The organism is Rhizobium sp. FY34 (assembly GCF_005222845.1).
Lineage (GTDB): Bacteria > Pseudomonadota > Alphaproteobacteria > Rhizobiales > Rhizobiaceae > Neorhizobium.
Genome location: NZ_STFZ01000011.1, coordinates 270,003 through 288,498 on the forward strand (window position 1 = coordinate 270,003; position 18,496 = coordinate 288,498).

The window sequence follows — 18,496 nt, forward strand, 5'->3', positions numbered from 1 at the left end:
TTGATCGATCAGCCATTGCCGCCGAAAATATCGGAAAAGGTCTTCAGGTCCTTGTCCGTATTGCCAAGCGCCTCGGATGCCTTGAGCGGCATGACCTTGATCGTTTCGCGCGCCGGAAAGCCGGCTGGAACAGGCATGCCATTGCGCGCCGGGATATAGCCAAGCTTCAGGAAACCGTCCTGGCCCTTTTCGGAGAGGACATAATCGACAAACTTCTTGGCGGCATCCGCATGCTTGGTGCCGGCCATGATGGCAACCGGCTCGGTGACGGCGGAAACGCCTTCAGCGGGAAAGACGAACTCGATCGGCGCACCCTTGGCCTTTTCGCGGATCGGCATGTAATCGACCACGACGCCATAGGCCTTTTCACCGGTCGCGACCGATTTCAGCACGGCACCATTGCCGCCAGCCGCCGCCGCGCCATTGTCCTTCAGCGCCCGGTAATAATCCCAGCCAAGCGCAGGATTGCCGGTCAGCGTCTGCGCATGGATGAGAGCGGCACCGGAGGTCAGCGGGCTCGGCATGGCGACCAGCCCCTTGGCTTCCGGCTTTGCCAGATCCTTCCAGCTCGTCGGCTTCATCGAAGCCTGCGTGTTATACATGATGCCGGTGGTGATGAGCTTGGTCGAATAGTAGAAGCCGTCGGCATCATAGAGCGTGGGGTCATAGGCGCTCGCTTCCGGCGACTTGTAGGCCATCAGGCGCTTGTCAGCCTTCAGGCGCTCCAGCGTCACGGTGTCGGCAATCAGCAGCACGTCGGCCACCGGGTTGCCGGCCTCGATCTCGGCCATCAGCTTGGCCATGATCTTCGTCGTGCCATCGCGGACCCATTCGACATCCACACCCGGATTGGCGGCCTTGAAGCCATCGACGGTGGCCTGGGCATCTTCGTTCGGCTGGCTCGTATAGATGACGAGATCGGCAGCGCTGGCAGAGACCGTCAAGGCGCTGAAAGCAACCAGTGCGGTAAAGGCGGACAGAAGCGTCTTCATCGGGGCAATCCTTCCTGTGGAGATTGCCCCCGGCTAAATCATGCCAGCCTAACAGAGGTGTGACAAAGATGAGGATCATTGGCAGGAATAGAGGAAACCGTCATGTCAGAGACGGGCGAGAAGCTCCGTCTTCTTTGCGGCAAATTCCTCTTCGGTCAGAATGCCGGCTTCCCGAAGCGATGCAAGCTTTTCGATAAGGCCGATGATCTGGCTGCTATCGGCGCCCACAGCAACGGGGGCGGCCGGAGACGATGGAGAGACGGGCTGAACCGACACTGGCTGCGGCGCGGCGGCCAAGGGTAGAGGAAAGGCGGGTGCTGCCAAAGCCTGTTCTGCGACAGCGGGCGCCGCATAGGCCGGCGGCACAACCGGATCCGGATCAAGGGGCGCAGATTGCGGCACCGTCTGATCAACGCGGTGCAGACTGGACACGGCAAAGGAACCATACTGACTGGAAAATGTCAGCGCCGTATTGGAGCCCTGCTGCTGGCCGACGCCGGAAATGAAATGATCCGCCGTATCATAGAGTACAACACCGCCGGTATCCTTGATCGCCAGACGTCGATGGGCGGGAAACACCGCATAGGCGCTATCGTTCTGCGCGCCGGTGCTGGAGGGAGACCCAAGCCATTGCGGCCACCAGGAGCGGCCGGCACCAGTTTCGCCGGGCAGATCGATACGGCCCGTGGCAAGCGCCTGAGATAGTGTATTGCACAGCCCATCCACGGTGTTCTTCAGGCCATAGTTGAACATGTCGCCCACCATGGTCATGCCGCCCTGCATCCACTGGCCGTTGCCGCCCAGTTCGCCGATGTTGAACTGCGCCATGCTGCCATGGCCACGCTTGATGGCCATCAGCATGGCGAGAACCGCATCCTCGCTGATGCCATATTGGCGCGCCAGATCGCCCATCACGCGGCGCGTTTCATCGGTAAGGCCCTGCATCCGTTCATACTCCTGAAACCGCGCCATCACAGTATCGCGCCCGGCAACCGCATGGCCTGTCATGGCACAGCGGCGCCGGGAAAGCGATGAGAATCAGGAGAGGACGCTCGCCACTGCGGGCGTCAGATCCGCTCAGGCAGCCTTTGCCTGTGCATTGGCAATCAGGCGGCCGAGGCGCTGGATGCCCTCCTCGATCATCACCTCGTTGGCGCAGGAGAAGGACAGCCGCAGCGTGTTGGTGCCGGAGCGATCGGCAAAGAAAGCCTGGCCGGGCACGAAGGCCACCTTTTCCGTCTCGATGGAGCGCGCCAGAAGCTCGGCACCGTCCAGACCCGATGGCAACGTCACCCAGACGAACATGCCGCCCTCGGGCTTCGTCCAACTGGTGCCGGCGGGCATGTATTTTTCAAGCGCCGCCAGCATGGCATCGCGGCGGGCGCTATAGGCAGCGCCGATCTTGGCCACCTGTTGATCGAAGATGCGCTCGGCGACCGTTGCAATGGCGATCTGGTTGATCGTCGAGGAATGGAGGTCAGCCGCCTGCTTCATCAGCACCAACTTGCGGATGACCGACATGTTGGCGACAACGAAACCAACGCGAAGTCCCGGTGCCAAAGTCTTGGAAAAGCTGCCGGAATAGATGGTGCGTGTGTTTTCGATACCGCCCTTGGCGGCAATATCCAGCGCAAGGATCGGCGGGATGGGATCGCCATTGTAGCGGAGCGACTGGTAGGCGCCGTCCTCGATGACGGCGATATCCAGCTCGTCGGCTAGCTCCAGAATCTTCTGGCGGCCCTGCAGATCCACCGTCTCGCCGGTCGGGTTGGAGAAATCGGCCGAAAGATAGGCAAACTTTACCGCGCCGCCATTCTTGGCCGCCATCTCACGATAGGCCTCTGGCGTGCGATTGCCGTTCGGCGTCAGCTGGTCGTAATTCGGCTCATAGGCATTGAAGGCCTGCAGCGCACCGAGATAGGTCGGCCAGGTGACGAGCGCGGTATCCTTGGGCGACAGGAACAGCTTGCCGAGATAATCGAGCGCCTGCTGCGAGCCCGACGTGATGAAGACATTATCGACCGTGCAGTCGATGCCGATCTTCTGCATTTCGACAACCAGCCATTCGCGCAGCGGCTTGTAGCCTTCGCTGACGGAATATTGCAGCGCGGCATTCACCTGCGGCCCGGAAAAAATCTCCGCATAGGCATCCTTGAAAGCCACATCCGGAAACAGCGCCGGATCGGGAATGCCGCCGGCAAAGGAGATGATGTCCGGTCGTTCCAGAAGCTTCAGCAGTTCGCGAATTTCAGAGGCGCGCATGCGGGTGGAGCGCGTCGCAAAAATATGATTCCAATCGAGCACGGAGGTTTCCTCTTATTTCAATTTTTCTGCCCTACGCTTTACACAATATCCGACAGGTCAGCAATACTGACCTATCGGATAATTTTCACAAGCGCGCTTAACCGAGGTGCAGCAGCAAGGCGCGCTGGCCGCTCCACACGTTCAGTGCAGGACATAGATCGATAAACTAGCCGATTTGACGTCAACCGGAAAAGAGGTCGAGGCATTTTCTATCAGAGCAGTACTTTCTTCAGAAATTCTACTTTAACATTTACACAAATAAAGTCAGCACAAAGAGACCTATGCATATACCACTACATCAAATCTGGCAGTCCAATCTCCTGGAAGAATACGGCTCCGACAAGCATGTCTGGCAGGCACTCGACGAACTGTTCGAAATCTGGCCGCATATCACCGCATGGGCGGCCATCATCCTGTGTGCCGTCTATGCCATGGCGACCGGGGGCGGCCAGTATGCAGTCGAAGCGATCATTGTCGCTATCGCCCACCTCGCCATTCGTGCCCTCAGCAATCTTCTGTACCGGCGACGGGCACCGGGTGATAGCATCTGCCGCTGGATACGTATTTTCTCTGCCTGCGCACTGACCTCCGGCCTGGGCTGGGGCCTGACGCTTGCACTGCTGCTCGTGCATGCGCCGATCGACAGCCGCTACCTGATCCTGACGGTGGCCGCCGTGATCATGCAGTCAGCCAATTCGCGCGCTCATATGGCGCCGAGACCGCTGATCATCCAGACTGCGTTGCTGCTGACCTGCATCTGTGTGGCCAGCATCATCAATGGTGACTGGATCCTACTTCCGGCAACGCTACTGTTCTTCGTTTTCCAGATTGGCCACATGCGCAACCTCATTCGCCTGCGACTGAGGCAATTGCGCGCCGAGATCGGTCAGGAACAGGCACTGGCACAGCTAGAACTGTCAAATACCGAACTGCTGAACGCCAACGAAACCCTGCGCCAGTATGCGCTGACCGATGGCCTGACGGGATTGCCGAACCGGCGGGCCTTCGACATGCATTTTGCCGCCCGGCACAAGGAGCACCAACAGCACGCAGCACCCCTTTCGCTCATTCTATTCGATATCGACCATTTCAAGCACTTCAACGATAGCTTCGGCCATCAGGCGGGCGATGCCTGCCTGGCAAGCGTGGGCGAGACCCTGCGCGCCCTGCCCCTTTCGCAAGACCGGATGATTGCCCGCTATGGCGGCGAGGAATTCGTGATGGTGCTACCGAAGACGGACGAGGCCAGCGCTGTCGAAATGGCGGAAATCCTGCGGCGGGCGATTGCTAGCCTGCGCCTGAAAGGTGCGCAGGCAAACACCGGCATTACCGTCAGCCTTGGTGTCGTGACGCTTGCGCCCCGCGATCAAGCCCGCGAAGGAGAACTGATCGACAGAGCCGATCAGGCCCTCTATCTGGCCAAGCAGAAAGGGCGCAACCGCATAGAAATCTTCCGCGATTGCGCAGATCGGAAGGCCTTGGACATGCAGCACCCGTGAAGTTGCCGGCACTGCCGCCGCCTGAAACCGTCAGACAGTCTCGTCGACCATGCCGATGAACTGGCGCAGCTCCGGCGTCTTCGGATTGGCAAACACCTCCTCGGGCGGGCCAATTTCATGCACGCGACCCTGGTGCATGAAGACGACACGCGAGCAGACGTCGCGAGCAAACTTCATCTCATGCGTCACCATCAGCAGCGTCATGCCTTCGCGTGCCAGTTCACGCACCACGGCCAGCACTTCCGCAACCAGTTCCGGATCGAGCGCCGATGTGATTTCATCGCATAGAAGCGCAATCGGCTGCATGGCCAGCGCACGGGCAATCGCCACACGCTGCTGCTGACCGCCGGACAACTCGTCCGGAAAGGCGTCGAACTTGTGGGCAAGCCCCACCCGCTCCAGCATCTTGCGCGCCATCACCTCGGCATCGGCCTTGGCCACTTTCTTCACCACCATCTGCGACAGCATGACATTGCCGCCGGCCGTCAGGTGCGGGAAAAGGTTGAACTGCTGGAAGATCATGCCGACCTTCAGCCTGAGCGCCTTCAGGTGTAGCTCGTCATCCAGCAATTGCGCTCCGGCAACCTGGATCGAGCCGCTGGTGATGCTTTCCAGCCCGTTGATGCAACGCAGCAGCGTTGACTTGCCCGAGCCGCTTTTGCCGATGATGGCGATGACCTCGCCCGGTTCGACATCGAGGTTGATGCCCTTCAGCACCTCGTTGTCGCCAAAGCTCTTGCGGACTTCAGTGATTTCGATGAGCGACATTGAGCTTCCTTTCTAGGATCTGGCTCGACTTCGACAGCGGCCAGCAGAGGGCGAAATAGAGGAGCGCCACCAGACCGTAGACCGTAAAGGGCAGGAAGGTGGCATTGGTGACGACGGAGCCGGCCTTGGAAAGCTCGACAAAGCCGATGATGGAGGTGAGTGAAGTGCCCTTGATAACCTGCACCGAGAAACCGACGGTCGGCGGCAGGGCAATCTTCAGCGCCTGCGGCAGGATGACATAGCGCATCTGTTGCAGGCGACCCATTCCAAGGCTCGCCGAGGCTTCCCACTGGCCCTTGGCGATCGCCTCGACGCAGCCGCGCCAGATTTCCGCCAGAAAGGCCGCACTCCACAGGATAAGCGCCACGCCGGCGGCAAGCCAGGCCGGCACGTCAATGCCGAACAGGCCAAGGCCGAAGAAGGCGATGAACAATTGCATCAGGAGCGGCGTGCCCTGGAACAGTTCAATATAGCCGCGCGCCAGCCAGTTGAGCCATGTCTTGGGGCTGATGCGCAGGAAGAGAATGAGCAGGCCGACAAGCCCGCCGCCGACAAAAGAGACGAGTGACAGGACGATCGTCCAGCGCGCCGCCAGCAGCAGATTGCGCAGAATATCCCAGAGGGTGAATTCGATCATCGCGCAGCCCTTTTCGGAAAGAGGATGGTCCCGATGCCGCGCATGGCCTGACGCAGCAGAATGGCCAGCGCCAGATAGATGAGCGTCGAGACAATATAGGCCTCGAAAGCTCGGAAGGTGCGCGACTGGATGAAGTTGGCGGCAAAGGTCAGATCCTCCACCGCAATCTGCGACACGACCGCCGAGCCCAGCATGACAATGACAACCTGCGAGGAAAGCGCCGGCCAGATGCGCTGCAGCGAAGGCACCAGCACCACATGGCGAAACGTCTCAAAGGGCGTCATGGCAAGGCTGGCGCCTGCCTCGAATTGCCCCTTTGGTGTTGCCTGGATGCCGGCCCGGATGATCTCGCAGCTATAGGCGCCCAGATTGATGACCATGGCGATATTGGCCGCCGTCAACTCGTTCATCTGCACGCCAAGCGATGGCAGCCCGAAGAAGATGAAGAACAGCTGGATGAGAAACGGCGTGTTGCGGATGAGTTCAACGTAAGTTGCAACGACCGGCTTCAGCCAGGAAGGCCCCAGTGCACGCGACCAGGCGCAGGCCGTGCCAAGCGCCACGCCGAGCAGACCGCCGACAACGGTCAGCTCGACGGTGATCATGATGCCCTTGGCGATCTGCGGCGCATATTGCGACGCCCAGGCAAAATCGAATTGGTAGCTCAAGGATCGTCCCCCTATACCAAGTGTCGATGATAGAAACCGATTGCGCCGGAGCGATTTTGGTTTCCGGCTAGGAGAAAACCACAGTCGGACCTCTCGGTCCGGCGAGGATTTGCGACAACGTCCGGGAGGCAAAAGCGCCCGGTCCTTCGGATGGGCAGGATTTCGTTCACCGGCAGCGTCGCAATCCTCGACCGATACAAGAGCATCGCTCTCCGGTATGCTCCTTGCCGGATGAACGTCTCCGGTCCCACGCAATAGGTTCCTATCATCGACACTTGGTATTACCCCATCTGGAAGGTTGCATCACCCCGCGCAGGCGGGATGATGCCGGTTACATGATGAAGGGATCAGAGACCCTGCGGCAGGTCGGCGCCCAGCCACTTCTTGGCAATGGCGTTCAGCGATCCATCGGCCTTGGCATCGGCCACAATGCCGTTAACCTTGGCCAGAAGCGCTGCCTCGTTCTTGTTGAGGCCGATATAGCAAGGCGAATTCTTGATGAGGAACTTCATCTCAGGGCGCTTCGGCGGGTTCTTGGCAAGAATGGCAGCAGCCACGACATTGCCGGTTGCCACGACTTCAACCTGACCGGAGAGGAAGGCCGAGATCGTGCCATTATTGTCTTCATAGCGCTTGACGGTGGCGGTTGCCGGGGCAACCTTCGTCAGTTCCAGATCTTCAACCGAACCGCGCGTCACAGCGACCGTCTTGCCGGCCAGATCCTCTGCCTTTTCGACCTTCAGGTCAGCCGGGCCGAAGACGCCGTTGAAGAAAGGCGCATAGGCCGCCGTGAAATCGATGACGGCTTCGCGCTCGGCATTCTTGCCAAGGCTGGAGATGACCAGATCGACCTTGTTGGTCTGCAGGTAGGGAATTCGGTTGGCGCTGGTAACCGGCACGAGTTCAACCTTCACGCCCAGCTTGCTCGCAATCAGCTTTGCCATGTCGATGTCATAGCCCTGCGAGGTCATGTCTGTGCCGACGCTGCCAAAGGGCGGGAAATCCTGCGGCACGGCCACGCGCAGCGTGCCGCGTGCGGTGATGTCGGACAGGGCATCGGCATGCGACACACCGGCAAAGCCGATGCTGGCGGCAAGCGCGGCAGCGGCAACGAACAGTCTTCTGGTAAACATGGGCGGTTCTCCTTGGTTTGGCTTGAAATGCTCAGGTGAAGGCGGAAGGGCTACGCGGCGAGGTGCCGGGTTCCCGATTGGGTTGCAGGGTTTCACGCAGATCGGCGAGCGGATCGGGCTGGCGCGTCAGGTCGAGCCCATCCTCCACCTCGTCGAGATGCTGGACGGCCAGCGCTGCGGCACGTTCGGCATCGCCCGCTTCCAGCGCCTCGACGATCTGGCAGTGCCCCTCATGCGACTGCACGGCATGAAACTCGGACTGGTAGAGCAGCGAGATCAGAATGGTGCGGGCAGTCAGATCGCGCAGGATTTCGATCAGCACCGGATTGGCGGCCAGCTGCGCGATGCGAATGTGGAAATCGCCCATCAGGCAGGTCAGGCGCTGGCGGTCACCGGCAGCGATGGCCGCCCGCTCAAGTTCCAGATGCTGATGAAGGGCAGCGCGTCCCGCCGCATCAAGCGGCCCCATGGAGCGCAAGAGACCGGCCTCGATCATCCGGCGCGCGCCGTAGATATAACGCGCTTCGTCGGCCGAGGGCTCCACGACGAACCAGCCGCGGCGCGGGCTGACCCTGACGATGCAGCGCGCCTCAAGACGCATCATCGCCTCGCGCACGCGGGTGCGCGACACGCCGTAAAGGCTCGCCAACTGGTTTTCATTCAGCCGCGCACCCGGCCTGATGCGCGCCGACAGGATCGCCTCGACAATGGCGGAATCGATCGACTGGAAGAGCGGCAATTCGGTGGACAAATCTTGCATACAAGACTGGAAAGCAATCCGCGTGCCAGAATAGAAAGTTTCGTAAAATCAGGAATGGTCAATATTTCTAATGATGAATGTGCAACGCAGGCGAGCATTAACGACACAAAATTCAGGCAGGCAGCAAACGAAAGAGGCCGGACATATGACTGTCCGGCCTCTTTGAGGGATATAGTCGATCACAAGGCTGCGAGAGCATGCTCAGACTTAAATGGCGGCCTCTTGGAGGCAGAAAAATCAGTTGATGGCCTTGTCGAGCAGTCTGTTCTTGCCGATCCCCGCTGAGCCGAAGGCGAAGCATACGGGATGACCGGGATCGGCAAGCAGTGATTAGTTGACGGCCTTGTCGACCAGCTTGTTCTTGCCGATCCAGGGCATCATGGCGCGCAGCTTGGTGCCGACTTCTTCGATCTGGTGGTTGTCGTTCAGGCGACGGATGCCCTTGAAGCGGGCGCCGCCGGCGCGGTATTCCTGCATCCAGTCCGAGGTGAACTTGCCGGTCTGGATGTCGGCGAGAACGCGCTTCATTTCGGCCTTGGTTTCTGCCGTGATGATGCGCGGGCCGGTGACATATTCGCCCCATTCTGCCGTGTTGGAGATCGAGTAGTTCATGTTGGCGATGCCGCCTTCATAGATCAGGTCGACGATCAGCTTCACTTCGTGCAGGCATTCGAAATAGGCCATTTCCGGCGCATAGCCGCCTTCAACCAGCGTTTCGAAGCCGGCGCGGATCAGTTCGACGAGACCGCCGCACAGAACGACCTGTTCGCCGAAGAGATCGGTTTCGCACTCTTCCTTGAAGTTGGTCTCAATGATGCCCGAACGACCGCCGCCAACGCCGCAGGCGTAGGAAAGCGCCAGTTCCAGCGCATTGCCGGAAGCATTCTTTTCAACGGCCACGAGGCAAGGAACGCCGCCGCCCTTCTGGTATTCGCCACGCACCGTATGGCCGGGACCCTTCGGTGCGATCATCACGACGTCGAGCGTGTCCTTCGGCTCGATGAGGCCGAAATGAACGTTGAGGCCGTGGGCAAAAGCAATCGCTGCGCCATCACGGATATTGCCGGCAATTTCGGCCTTGTAGATGTCGGCCTGCAACTCGTCCGGGGTCGCCATCATCAGAAGATCGGCCCAGGCAGCAGCTTGCGCAACCGTCATGACCTTGAAGCCATCGGCTTCAGCCTTCTTGATCGTCGGCGAACCGGCCTTCAATGCAATCACGACATTGGTGGCGCCCGAATCCTTCAGGTTCAGCGCATGCGCGCGACCCTGGGAGCCGTAGCCGACAATAACGACGTTCTTCGACTTGATGAGGTTGAGATCAGCATCCCGATCGTAATAGACGCGCATTGTTCTAGTCCTTCCCTAAAGGTGTGTTGTTCTAGCGGTTGTCATGCATCCGAGAGCGCGCTTTACACGCTCTCGGTATCCTGCGCCACGCCGTAAAGCTGCAGGAAAGCGTCAACCGCCTTCGCCGCCTGGCGTGCATTGTCCTTGAGGCCCGGCTCTCCCAGCAGCATGCGCACATGCAGATCGGAGACCACGAGACCATAAAGTGTGTGATAGGCGCCATCAGCATCCGGAAAGCGCAACAGCCCGGCGCGGCGTCCCGCCTCCATCAGGCCATTGGCGCGCCGGTCGATCTGGCGGCGACCGTGTTCGATCAGCAGACGGCCAAGCTTGGAGCCCTCGCGGCTTGCCTGGCCAACAGCCAGGCGGTTGAGCGCCAGCGATACTTCGCCCGACAGAACCTCCAGCAGGTCCCGTCCGAAGGTTTCCAGATGTTCGCGCAGGAGATCGGCTGTCAGCCGCCCTGCTCCGCGCTCGAAGGTGCGCACCTTGCTCGCCTGATAGGCGATCATCGCGGCCAGCAGGCCATCGCGATCGCCGAACCACTTGTAAAGGCTTTCCTTGGAGCAATTGGCAGCGCGGGCAAGCCCCGACGTGGTGAGCGCCTTTTCACCGCCATCCACCAGAAGTTTCAACGCCTGCTCCAGAACAGCGTTCTGGCGCGGCGAAAACTCCGGCATTTCGGGCAGTTCAGAAGACACGTGGCTCACCCCTCTTGCGTACCGTACCGTACGGTTCCTCCCGTTTAAGCAGGACGCGCACCAACGTCAAGAGGCTTCTGGCCCGAATCGATGCCGCACCGTAATTCTATGGCAAGGCGCTGAAGCAGCAGCGCCGGGAGGAGAGGAGAACCACCCGTGAAACCCGCATTTCTGATGGGCCTTGTTGCCACGATCCTGATGGCATCACCAGCGCTTTCGGCGGAAAACCGCTGCGGCTGGGTGGAAAATCCGACGCCGGGAAATTACTGGCTGACCGACCGCGCCGGATCTTGGACAATCCTGACGCAAGGATCGGATGTTGAACCGAAGGGCGTGGACCTGTTGCCGGACTTTTCAGCCGGCGAATTCGTCAAGACGAATGGGAGTTACGGCAATGCCTGCGCCTGTATGTCCGTCGTGGTCGACAGGCAGGAAAAGCGGATCACGCAGATCCTATCCGTCAAACAGCTTGCACTGTCCAAGTGCCGCAACGACAGGAAACTGCCAAAGCCGGCCATGTGACAGCCGGCTGTCGTCACTCAGCAGGCAAGATCGGACGTGTCGAATTTCTCGCGCGCCGCCTTCACCAGGGTGTGGTTTGCCTCCGCCCATTGCAGCACGCGTGACAGGGGCGCAAACAGCGACTGGCCAAGCGGCGTCATGCTATATTCGACGCTCGGCGGCTTGGTCGGATGCACCGTGCGGTCGATATAACCATCGCGCTGAAGATCACGCAGCGTCTGCGTCAGCATGCGCTGCGAGATATCCGGCACCAGCCGGCGCAACTCACCGAAACGGTAGGAACGCTCGGACAAGGCATGCAAGAGCAGGATCGACCATTTGCCGGCGATCTGGCTCATCACATCGCGAATGGGACAATTGCCTGCATCCCATTCGCTCATGACGCAGGACGCAATGCTTCGCAGGAAGGTATGAGCACGCTGATCCAAGGCAGTTCCCTTTCAGTAACGATCTACCCAAAAACTGCCTTCTTTACAGCAGGCCGTCAATTCCTATTTTAGCGCTACTCTCAAAAAGAGAGCAGTATTTCAGGCCGCTCTCGGCCCATCAGGAAGGAAACGCAGATGACCAAGATTCTCGTGACAGGTGCCTCTGGCCAGCTCGGCAGCGCCGTCGTCTCCCATCTTCTTGCCAATGGCAAAGTGGCGGCATCCGATATCGTCGCCGCCAGCCGCAACCCCGCAAAGCTTGCCGACATCGCCGCCAAGGGCGTTGAAACACGCGCTGCCGATTTTGACGATCAGGCCAGCCTCGAAGCCGCATTTGCCGGCATCGACCGCGTTCTGCTCATCTCGACGGATGAACTCGCCGTTCCCGGCAAGCGCCTCGTTCAGCACAAGGCTGCCGTGGCCGCCGCCGCCAAGGCCGGCGTCAAGCACATCCTCTACACATCCATGCCCAACCCTGACAAATCTCTCATCAGCTTTGCTCCCGATCATCTGGGCACGGAAGAAGCAATCAAAGCCAGCGGCCTCGGCTACACCATCATCCGCAATTCCTGGTACATCGACAACTACTTCATGGGCATGCCGCACAACCTGCAGATCGGCCAGTGGTACACGTCGACCGGTGATGGCCGCATCGCCAACATTTCGCGCGAAGACTGCGCAGCCGCCGCTGCGGCAGCACTGGCCAATACACCCACGGGCAACAGCATCGTGACCCTGACCGGTGCGGAATCGCTGAACGCCGACCAGATCGCCAAGGCCGTTTCGGACGCCGCCGGCAAGCCGCTTCAGGTAGTACAGGTAACAGACGAACAGCTGGCCGCTGGCGTGCGCGGTGCAGGCATGCCGGAATTGGTCGTGGAACTCGTTGTGTCTGCCGACGCGAACATCCGCGAAGGCAATTTCGACATCGTCACCGACACGTTTGAGACGCTGACGGGCCGCAAGCCCCAGTCGGTTGCCGACTTCTTCGTACAGCATAAGGCAGCGTTGGGCTGATCGACGCCTCGATCAGCCTCGACACCGGCGGCGGCATGCCCACTGTTGCCGCCGGTTCATTGGTTTAGTTGCCTGCATCAAATAAAATGCCGGACTTAATCCTCAATTGAGGATTTGGCCATGACCGATCTTTTCGGCACGATCCGCGATTTCAACCGCTTCTATACGCACCAGCTTGGCATACTCGGCCGCGATTATCTGGGCGCCGGCTATACGCTGGCCGAAGCGCGCGTCCAGGCATTGCCGCAAGCGTTCTGACACGCGACCTGTCGCTTGACCCCGCCCATCTCAGCCGCACTCTCGAAAGCTTTCGAGCCAACGGTCAGACATGGGTGCTCGATCTCTGAAGCGGATTTCAGATGGTCTCGCCACAGGCGCGGCGATAGCGGCGTACTGTTTCCGCCATACCATATTCCAGGGCGTCGGCCGTCAGGCCATGACCAATCGAGACTTCGGCAAGACGCGGGATGCGCTTGACAAGGGCCGGCAGGTTGGCAACCGTCAGGTCATGGCCTGCATTGACGCCGAGCCCGAGTGCCTCGGCCGCATCGGCCGTGCGCCCCAGAAGCTCCAGCATGTCTTTGGCCTTTGCCGGGGCATCGAAACAGCCGCCATAGGGGCCGGTATAGAGTTCGATGCGGTCGGCACCAGTTGCCTTGGCAAGCTGGACTGCCTCCTCATCGCCATCGCCATCGGCAAACAGCGAAACGCGCATGCCGCCACGCTTGAGGCGGGCAATGATCGGCCTCAGCATCTCGCTCTGAGTCCTGAAGTCAAACCCGTGATCGGACGTAGCCTGGGCAGGATCATCGGGCACCAGCGTCACCTGTTCAGGCTGCGTACGTTCGCACAGCGCCAGGAAATCCTCGCTCGGATAGCCTTCGATATTGAACTCGGCACTCGGGAATTCGTCATCGATGAGCGCACGCAGATCCGGCAGGTCGGAAAAGCGGATGTGTCTTTGGTCAGGCCGCGGATGAACCGTCAGACCATAGGCACCGGCCTGAAGCGCCACGCGGCCCAGATGCATGACGCTTGGCCATGGCAGGTCACGGCGGTTGCGCAACATGGCGACGGCATTCAGGTTGACGGAAAGCTTGGCGGGCATCGGCTTCGTCCTTCGCGAATATCGACCGATGTCTAGTGCATGGACTTGTGACAGAGCAATGACTTTCCACCCCTCAAAGCCCGCAATTTGCTGACCAACCTATGAATTCTTGTGATGGTAGAATCGCAGTTCCATTTATATCAATAGTTGCTAATTTTATAATTAATCAAAAGTGCGCAACAGACAACTGCGCATAGGGAGGGAATGGCCAGAACGGACACCATTGATGGTTTCCGACGGCATTGATGGGGAGGAGTACCCATGCAATCAGATTTCTTCAATATGGACCGTAGCGACAGTTGGCGTGGCAAGCCGACGCCGCCGGCAATCCTGCCTCGCATCGCCCGGCTGGATCCGTCCGTTCAGGCACCGCTTCCGATAGCGGAAATGGCCGACCTCTTCGGCGTGACACACCGGACCTTGCATTTTTACGAGGAAAAACGGCTGATCACGGCTGAACGCCTTGGCACGATGCGGGTCTATGATGCCAACAATATCCGCCGAATGGCGGTGATCGGCGCATGCCGCGAGGTTGGCATCTCGCTCTCGGCAATCCAGGAGTTAATGGAGGAACTCTCGGACGTACGCTCGCAGCAGGAAGCCGATGCACTCTTCAGCCGGACCCTCGACAACCGCAGGCGGGAACTGGCATCCGACATCTCATCGATCCACCGGCAGATCCAGCAGATCCGCACTATGACTGATGGCTGTATCGGCCTTACTCCCATTTCGGAACAGCAGCGGCCACCCGTATCCGAACTGGAGCATCGCTGCCTTGCCCTGATGACGGAAGGCTTCAAGGGTGCCGAACTCGCCGAACGGCTGGGAATAGACACCGAAGCGCTGGCAGACATGGAGAGCGAACTGATCCGCAAGCTCGGCGTCTCCAACCGGTTCCAGGCCGCCGCCAAGGCGATCATCCTGGGCATTCTGCCGCATTAGCGGAAGAGATGCCTCAGCGCACGATGGTCAGCGTTTCGGCGGCGCGGGTGACAGCTGTATAGAGCCAGCGTTCGCGCGTATCGCGGAACGCCCAGCTTTCGTCGAACAGCACGACCTTGTTCCACTGTGAGCCCTGCGCCTTGTGGACAGTCAGAGCATAGCCGAAGTCGAACTCGTCATAGCGTTTGCGGGTGGTCCAGGGGATTTCCCCTTCCTCCTCGAAAGCCTGCTTCAAGAGTTTGATCTTGGAGGCACCGCGGTTCATGTCGTCGTCTTCTGGCCGGATCATCAGGTTGATGCCGGGTTTGACGGTTTCGCGTGACGAACTCATCACCTGCCAGAGCGAGCCGTTCAGCAAGCCCTTGGCCGGATCATTGCGCAGACAGACAAGCTTGTCGCCCGATTGAGGATAGGGCTGATTGAAGCCTTTCAGCTCACGCAGCCGCTGGTTATAGCGTCGGCGTGTCTTATTGGTGCCGACCAGCACCTGATCGGCCTCCAAAACCAGTTCCTGGTTGACCTCGTTGCGCGAGATGACCTGCGCTGTGCCATAATCGCCATTCATGATCTCGCGACCCTCACGGATCTGCATGGCAAGCTGAATGATAGGATTGTCGCGCGCCTGGCGATGAATATCGGTCAGCAGGTAATCCGGCTGCTGCTCGGTAAAGAAACCACCGCCGGAGACGGGCGGCAACTGGCCCGGATCACCGAGCACGAGGATCGGCGTGCCGAAACTCATCAGGTCCTTGCCAAGCTGCTCATCCACCATCGAGCATTCGTCGATGACGATCAGCGCCGCCTTGGCAAGCGGGCTCTGGCGGTTGATGGAAAACATAGGCGACACCGAGGTCTTGCCGGTTTCTTCGTTCTCCACGGCCTCCTCGCCGCGCGGACGATAGATCAGCGAATGGATGGTGCGGGCATTGGTGGCGCCGCGCGAACGCAGCACCTGGGCCGCCTTGCCGGTAAAGGCGGCAAACAGCACTTCGCCATCGACATTCTCGGCAAAATGCTTGGCAAGCGTGGTTTTGCCCGTGCCAGCATAGCCGAACAGGCGAAAGACCTGGGTGCGGCCGTCTTTCAGCCACTTCGAAACGGCCTTGAGGGCCTCGTCCTGTTGCGGTGCAAATTGCATTCCTCTTCCTTCACGGATTCGGAACAGAATAGCAACCTGAAACAGGTACTCGATGCCTTCTTCAGCCGTTATCGCAGCGGATCATTGTCCAGTGAAATCTGGCTGCCATGCGGCGTCGCCTCGGCGGCCCGCTGCCAGCTGTGTTGAAGCGTCAGGACCGCAGCCTCGTCAGCCACGCCCTTTTCCGCAAGCAGATGCGTCAGTGCCGCCACCCAGGCATCGAAATAGTCGGAACCGTCATCGGCCCGCTCGCTCCGGTGGACCTCGTGTGACAGATGCGCGGCCCATTCGCTCCAGGAAAACACGTTTTGCGCATGCAGATGCACGGTCAGCGCAAAGGCCTGCGCCTGCCAGGGTTCGGCAAATACCGGCGCCCCTTCCGGCGATTGGGGAAGACCCGGCGAATTCATCAGTGGAGACGGGGTTTCACACTGGCTCAAGATAGCTCTCCCAGGCATCGATCGAGACGGAAAGCGACGGATCGCTCCCCTCGCCCCAGATCTCCGGGCCGTCAAACACCACCGTATAAACCCATTGCGGGTTTTCGCCGCGCCCATGCGCATTGTCGTCGGGATAGACAAAGCCGCCCTGTACAGCCTCGATCACGCCGGTCTTTGCCCGCGCATAGCGCGGCAATCTCGTATGCTCCACCGGATTGATGTTTTTCGTGCGCACCATTTGGCCAATGACAAAGCGGGGTTCTGCCTCAACCATACGGTCGCATGGCGCGCCACCGGCAAGCACGCCTGCCACCATATCGGCCTTCAAGATACGCTTCGGCACCGATCCCGCCGTCAGGCTCTTGGCAGAAGCAATCTCCTCACCCGTCACAAAGCCATGCCGTTCCAGCAGAACCTCCAGGGCGCGGATCCAGATTTCATAATAGCTGGCCGCAAGGTAATTGGCCGGCGGAATGTTTTCGCGCGCATGCCGGCTTTCGTCGATCGTCCAGGCGCCGAAGGCACCGCAGGAAAGCGTCAAGCCCAGCGCCCGCTTTTCCCAATCGCCATGAAAATAGGGCTCATCCTTTTCCGGCGCGACCGGGCCAAACCCCATCTGGCCGCCAAGATCGTGCGGGCCGTTCATGCCACCACCTCGCCTGCTTCACGGGCAAGCCCGGTGCCGATCATGCTGTCGCGCGTGACAAGCGCGGCCAGTTGCGCCTCGCTCCAACCGTCAGTGCCCGATGGACGTTGCGGCACGACGAGATAACGCAGTTCGGCGGTTGAATCCCAGACTCGGATCTTCTTCCCTTCCGGCAATGTCACGCCGAATTCCGCCAGCACGCCGCGCGGGTCGATGACCGCCTTGGCGCGGTAGGCCGGCGCCTTGTACCAGACCGGCGGCAGGCCGAGCACCGCCCAAGGGTAACAGGAGCACAGCGTGCAGACGACGAGATTGTGCGTTTCATCGCTATTGAACACGGCGCGCATATGCTCGCCTTGCCGGCCGGTAAAGCCGAGGCTGGCAATCGCCGCCGTTGCATCTGCCATGAGCCAGGCGGCGAAATCCGGGTCAGTCCAGGCCTTGGCGACGACGGCTGCACCGTTTCGCGGGCCGATCTTCGTCTCATATGTTTCAACGATCACATCCAGTGCTGCCGGATCGACGAGACCTTTCTCGGTCAACAGCGTTTCAAGCGCCCGCACCCGCGCCTGCATGTCTGTATAGCGGTTGTCGTGATGGTGATCATGGTGATGATCGTCGTGGTGATGGTGATCGCCGGCCACAGGGCTCTCCTCGTGATATGTCATCGCATCATCGGCCAGAGGCTGAACACCAGCAAGACGCCCATGGTGATATTGAACCATTTCAGCCGCACCGGCACCGACAGCCAGTTGCGCAAAGCCGAACCGAAGCCTGCCCAGGTAGAGACACTGGGCAGGTTGACTGCGGCAAACACCAAGCCGATCAGGAGGACGCTGTGCAGATAATCAACCTCATCGGCATAGACCGCCATGCCGGTAACTGCCATGACCCAGGCCTTCGGATTGACCCATTGGAACGCGGCAGCCCCCGCAAAGCTCATCGGTTGGCCGGCCGTTTTGCCTTCGCCAAGCGTTCGCGACATGCCGATCTTCCAGGCGATCGTCAGCAGATATAGGCCGCCGGCAATCTTCAGGGCGAGAAACAGCGGCGGATAGGCATGTAGCACGGCACCGAGCCCCAGCCCGACCCCGATCAGCAGCGTGAAGAACCCTGCCCCGATGCCCAGCATATGCGGAATGGTGCGGCGAAAGCCGAAATTCACGCCGGATGCAAACAGCATCATATTGTTCGGCCCCGGCGTGATCGAGGTCGTGAAGGCAAACAGGATGAGGGCAAGCAGCGTGTCGAATGTCATGGGGTCTCTGGCGTCTCCGGTCTCGCCACCATAGGGAAGCGACAGGGCCATGACCAATCGTCGCTTTTGATATGGACCGCATTTGATTTGATGGATGGGGACAGATGTTCAGAAGAACGGACTTTTTAAGCGGAATTGACTTCATCAGAAATCTGTACGCATATACGTACATTGAAGCCATGCAG

22 protein-coding genes are annotated in these 18,496 nt (G+C 59.8%); 5 read left to right on the forward strand and 17 right to left on the reverse strand.

Annotated elements, in window-relative coordinates:
* Positions 1-8: 8 nt before the first annotated feature.
* The 3 genes from E8M77_RS08305 to E8M77_RS08315 all read right to left on the reverse strand — a co-directional run bounded on the left by E8M77_RS08305 (position 9) and on the right by E8M77_RS08315 (position 3,296).
* Positions 9-992: an ABC transporter substrate-binding protein gene (locus tag E8M77_RS08305; RefSeq protein WP_137130161.1), complete on the reverse strand. Its 984-nt coding sequence runs from the start codon at positions 990-992 to the stop codon at positions 9-11.
* A 105-nt stretch (positions 993-1,097) separates the two neighbouring features.
* The gene (locus E8M77_RS08310) at positions 1,098-2,000 is read right to left on the reverse strand and encodes an SHOCT domain-containing protein (protein ID WP_246659174.1); all 903 of its coding nucleotides are present in this window, start codon (positions 1,998-2,000) and stop codon (positions 1,098-1,100) included.
* 69 nt (positions 2,001-2,069) lie between these two features.
* Positions 2,070-3,296 (reverse strand): PLP-dependent aminotransferase family protein, encoded by a 1,227-nt coding sequence (locus tag E8M77_RS08315; protein WP_137130162.1) that lies wholly within the window; start codon positions 3,294-3,296, stop codon positions 2,070-2,072.
* Between the two features lie 281 nt (positions 3,297-3,577).
* Between E8M77_RS08315 and E8M77_RS08320 the strand changes: the two genes are divergently transcribed.
* Entirely contained in the window at positions 3,578-4,795 is a 1,218-nt protein-coding gene (locus E8M77_RS08320; RefSeq protein ID WP_137130163.1) for a GGDEF domain-containing protein, read from the forward strand.
* A 30-nt stretch (positions 4,796-4,825) separates the two neighbouring features.
* Here E8M77_RS08320 and E8M77_RS08325 read toward each other — a convergent pair whose 3' ends face one another.
* The 7 genes from E8M77_RS08325 to E8M77_RS08355 form a co-directional block, all read right to left on the reverse strand.
* Positions 4,826-5,563: an amino acid ABC transporter ATP-binding protein gene (locus E8M77_RS08325; protein ID WP_137130164.1), complete on the reverse strand. Its 738-nt coding sequence runs from the start codon at positions 5,561-5,563 to the stop codon at positions 4,826-4,828.
* Positions 5,541-6,200 (reverse strand): amino acid ABC transporter permease, encoded by a 660-nt coding sequence (locus tag E8M77_RS08330; protein WP_137130165.1) that lies wholly within the window; start codon positions 6,198-6,200, stop codon positions 5,541-5,543. Before E8M77_RS08330 ends, E8M77_RS08325 begins: the two co-directional genes overlap by 23 nt.
* The gene (locus E8M77_RS08335; protein WP_137130166.1) at positions 6,197-6,868 is read right to left on the reverse strand and encodes an amino acid ABC transporter permease; all 672 of its coding nucleotides are present in this window, start codon (positions 6,866-6,868) and stop codon (positions 6,197-6,199) included. The genes E8M77_RS08330 and E8M77_RS08335 overlap by 4 nt, the downstream gene beginning before the upstream one ends.
* Before the next feature lie 347 nt (positions 6,869-7,215).
* Complete coding sequence (locus tag E8M77_RS08340) at positions 7,216-8,001, reverse strand: transporter substrate-binding domain-containing protein (RefSeq protein ID WP_137130167.1); 786 nt, start codon at positions 7,999-8,001, stop codon at positions 7,216-7,218.
* Between the two features lie 31 nt (positions 8,002-8,032).
* A complete protein-coding gene (locus tag E8M77_RS08345) occupies positions 8,033-8,761 on the reverse strand; it encodes a GntR family transcriptional regulator (protein WP_137130168.1) in 729 nt (242 codons plus the stop codon).
* Positions 8,762-9,091: 330 nt separating this feature from the next.
* Positions 9,092-10,111: a ketol-acid reductoisomerase gene (gene ilvC / locus E8M77_RS08350; RefSeq protein WP_137130169.1), complete on the reverse strand. Its 1,020-nt coding sequence runs from the start codon at positions 10,109-10,111 to the stop codon at positions 9,092-9,094.
* Between the two features lie 62 nt (positions 10,112-10,173).
* On the reverse strand, positions 10,174-10,791 hold the full coding sequence (locus E8M77_RS08355; protein WP_137130467.1) for a TetR/AcrR family transcriptional regulator C-terminal domain-containing protein: 618 nt from the start codon (positions 10,789-10,791) through the stop codon (positions 10,174-10,176).
* A 195-nt stretch (positions 10,792-10,986) separates the two neighbouring features.
* On the opposite strand from E8M77_RS08355, the gene E8M77_RS08360 reads away from it, so the two are divergent.
* Positions 10,987-11,334, forward strand: coding sequence for a DUF4087 domain-containing protein (locus tag E8M77_RS08360; protein ID WP_137130468.1), 348 nt, complete (start codon positions 10,987-10,989; stop codon positions 11,332-11,334).
* 17 nt (positions 11,335-11,351) lie between these two features.
* Here E8M77_RS08360 and E8M77_RS08365 read toward each other — a convergent pair whose 3' ends face one another.
* Positions 11,352-11,714: a helix-turn-helix domain-containing protein gene (locus E8M77_RS08365; protein ID WP_137130469.1), complete on the reverse strand. Its 363-nt coding sequence runs from the start codon at positions 11,712-11,714 to the stop codon at positions 11,352-11,354.
* Positions 11,715-11,897: 183 nt separating this feature from the next.
* Between E8M77_RS08365 and E8M77_RS08370 the strand changes: the two genes are divergently transcribed.
* Both E8M77_RS08370 and E8M77_RS23865 read left to right on the forward strand, forming a co-directional pair.
* Positions 11,898-12,779 (forward strand): SDR family oxidoreductase, encoded by an 882-nt coding sequence (locus tag E8M77_RS08370; RefSeq protein ID WP_137130170.1) that lies wholly within the window; start codon positions 11,898-11,900, stop codon positions 12,777-12,779.
* A 120-nt stretch (positions 12,780-12,899) separates the two neighbouring features.
* The gene (locus E8M77_RS23865) at positions 12,900-13,037 is read left to right on the forward strand and encodes a hypothetical protein (protein WP_170975789.1); all 138 of its coding nucleotides are present in this window, start codon (positions 12,900-12,902) and stop codon (positions 13,035-13,037) included.
* Between the two features lie 97 nt (positions 13,038-13,134).
* On the opposite strand, the gene E8M77_RS08375 is transcribed toward E8M77_RS23865, so the two are convergent.
* Positions 13,135-13,887: a pyridoxine 5'-phosphate synthase gene (locus tag E8M77_RS08375; protein ID WP_137130171.1), complete on the reverse strand. Its 753-nt coding sequence runs from the start codon at positions 13,885-13,887 to the stop codon at positions 13,135-13,137.
* A gap of 261 nt (positions 13,888-14,148) precedes the next feature.
* On the opposite strand from E8M77_RS08375, the gene E8M77_RS08380 reads away from it, so the two are divergent.
* Positions 14,149-14,829 carry a MerR family transcriptional regulator gene (locus tag E8M77_RS08380; protein WP_137130172.1) on the forward strand — a complete coding sequence of 227 codons (681 nt, stop codon included), beginning with the start codon at positions 14,149-14,151 and terminating at the stop codon, positions 14,827-14,829.
* Between the two features lie 13 nt (positions 14,830-14,842).
* Here the strand turns inward: E8M77_RS08380 and E8M77_RS08385 are convergent, their stop codons facing one another.
* The 5 genes from E8M77_RS08385 to E8M77_RS08405 form a co-directional block, all read right to left on the reverse strand.
* Positions 14,843-15,967, reverse strand: a complete 1,125-nt coding sequence (locus E8M77_RS08385; protein ID WP_137130173.1) for an ATP-dependent RecD-like DNA helicase — start codon at positions 15,965-15,967, stop codon at positions 14,843-14,845.
* Positions 15,968-16,035: 68 nt separating this feature from the next.
* A complete protein-coding gene (locus E8M77_RS08390; RefSeq protein ID WP_137130174.1) occupies positions 16,036-16,407 on the reverse strand; it encodes a nitrile hydratase accessory protein in 372 nt (123 codons plus the stop codon).
* Positions 16,394-17,053 (reverse strand): nitrile hydratase subunit beta, encoded by a 660-nt coding sequence (gene nthB / locus E8M77_RS08395; protein WP_137130175.1) that lies wholly within the window; start codon positions 17,051-17,053, stop codon positions 16,394-16,396. The genes E8M77_RS08390 and nthB overlap by 14 nt, the downstream gene beginning before the upstream one ends.
* The gene (gene nthA / locus E8M77_RS08400) at positions 17,050-17,721 is read right to left on the reverse strand and encodes a nitrile hydratase subunit alpha (protein WP_137130176.1); all 672 of its coding nucleotides are present in this window, start codon (positions 17,719-17,721) and stop codon (positions 17,050-17,052) included. The genes nthB and nthA overlap by 4 nt, the downstream gene beginning before the upstream one ends.
* Positions 17,718-18,311, reverse strand: a complete 594-nt coding sequence (locus E8M77_RS08405; RefSeq protein WP_137130470.1) for a LysE family translocator — start codon at positions 18,309-18,311, stop codon at positions 17,718-17,720. The genes nthA and E8M77_RS08405 overlap by 4 nt, the downstream gene beginning before the upstream one ends.
* Positions 18,312-18,496 lie beyond the last annotated feature (185 nt).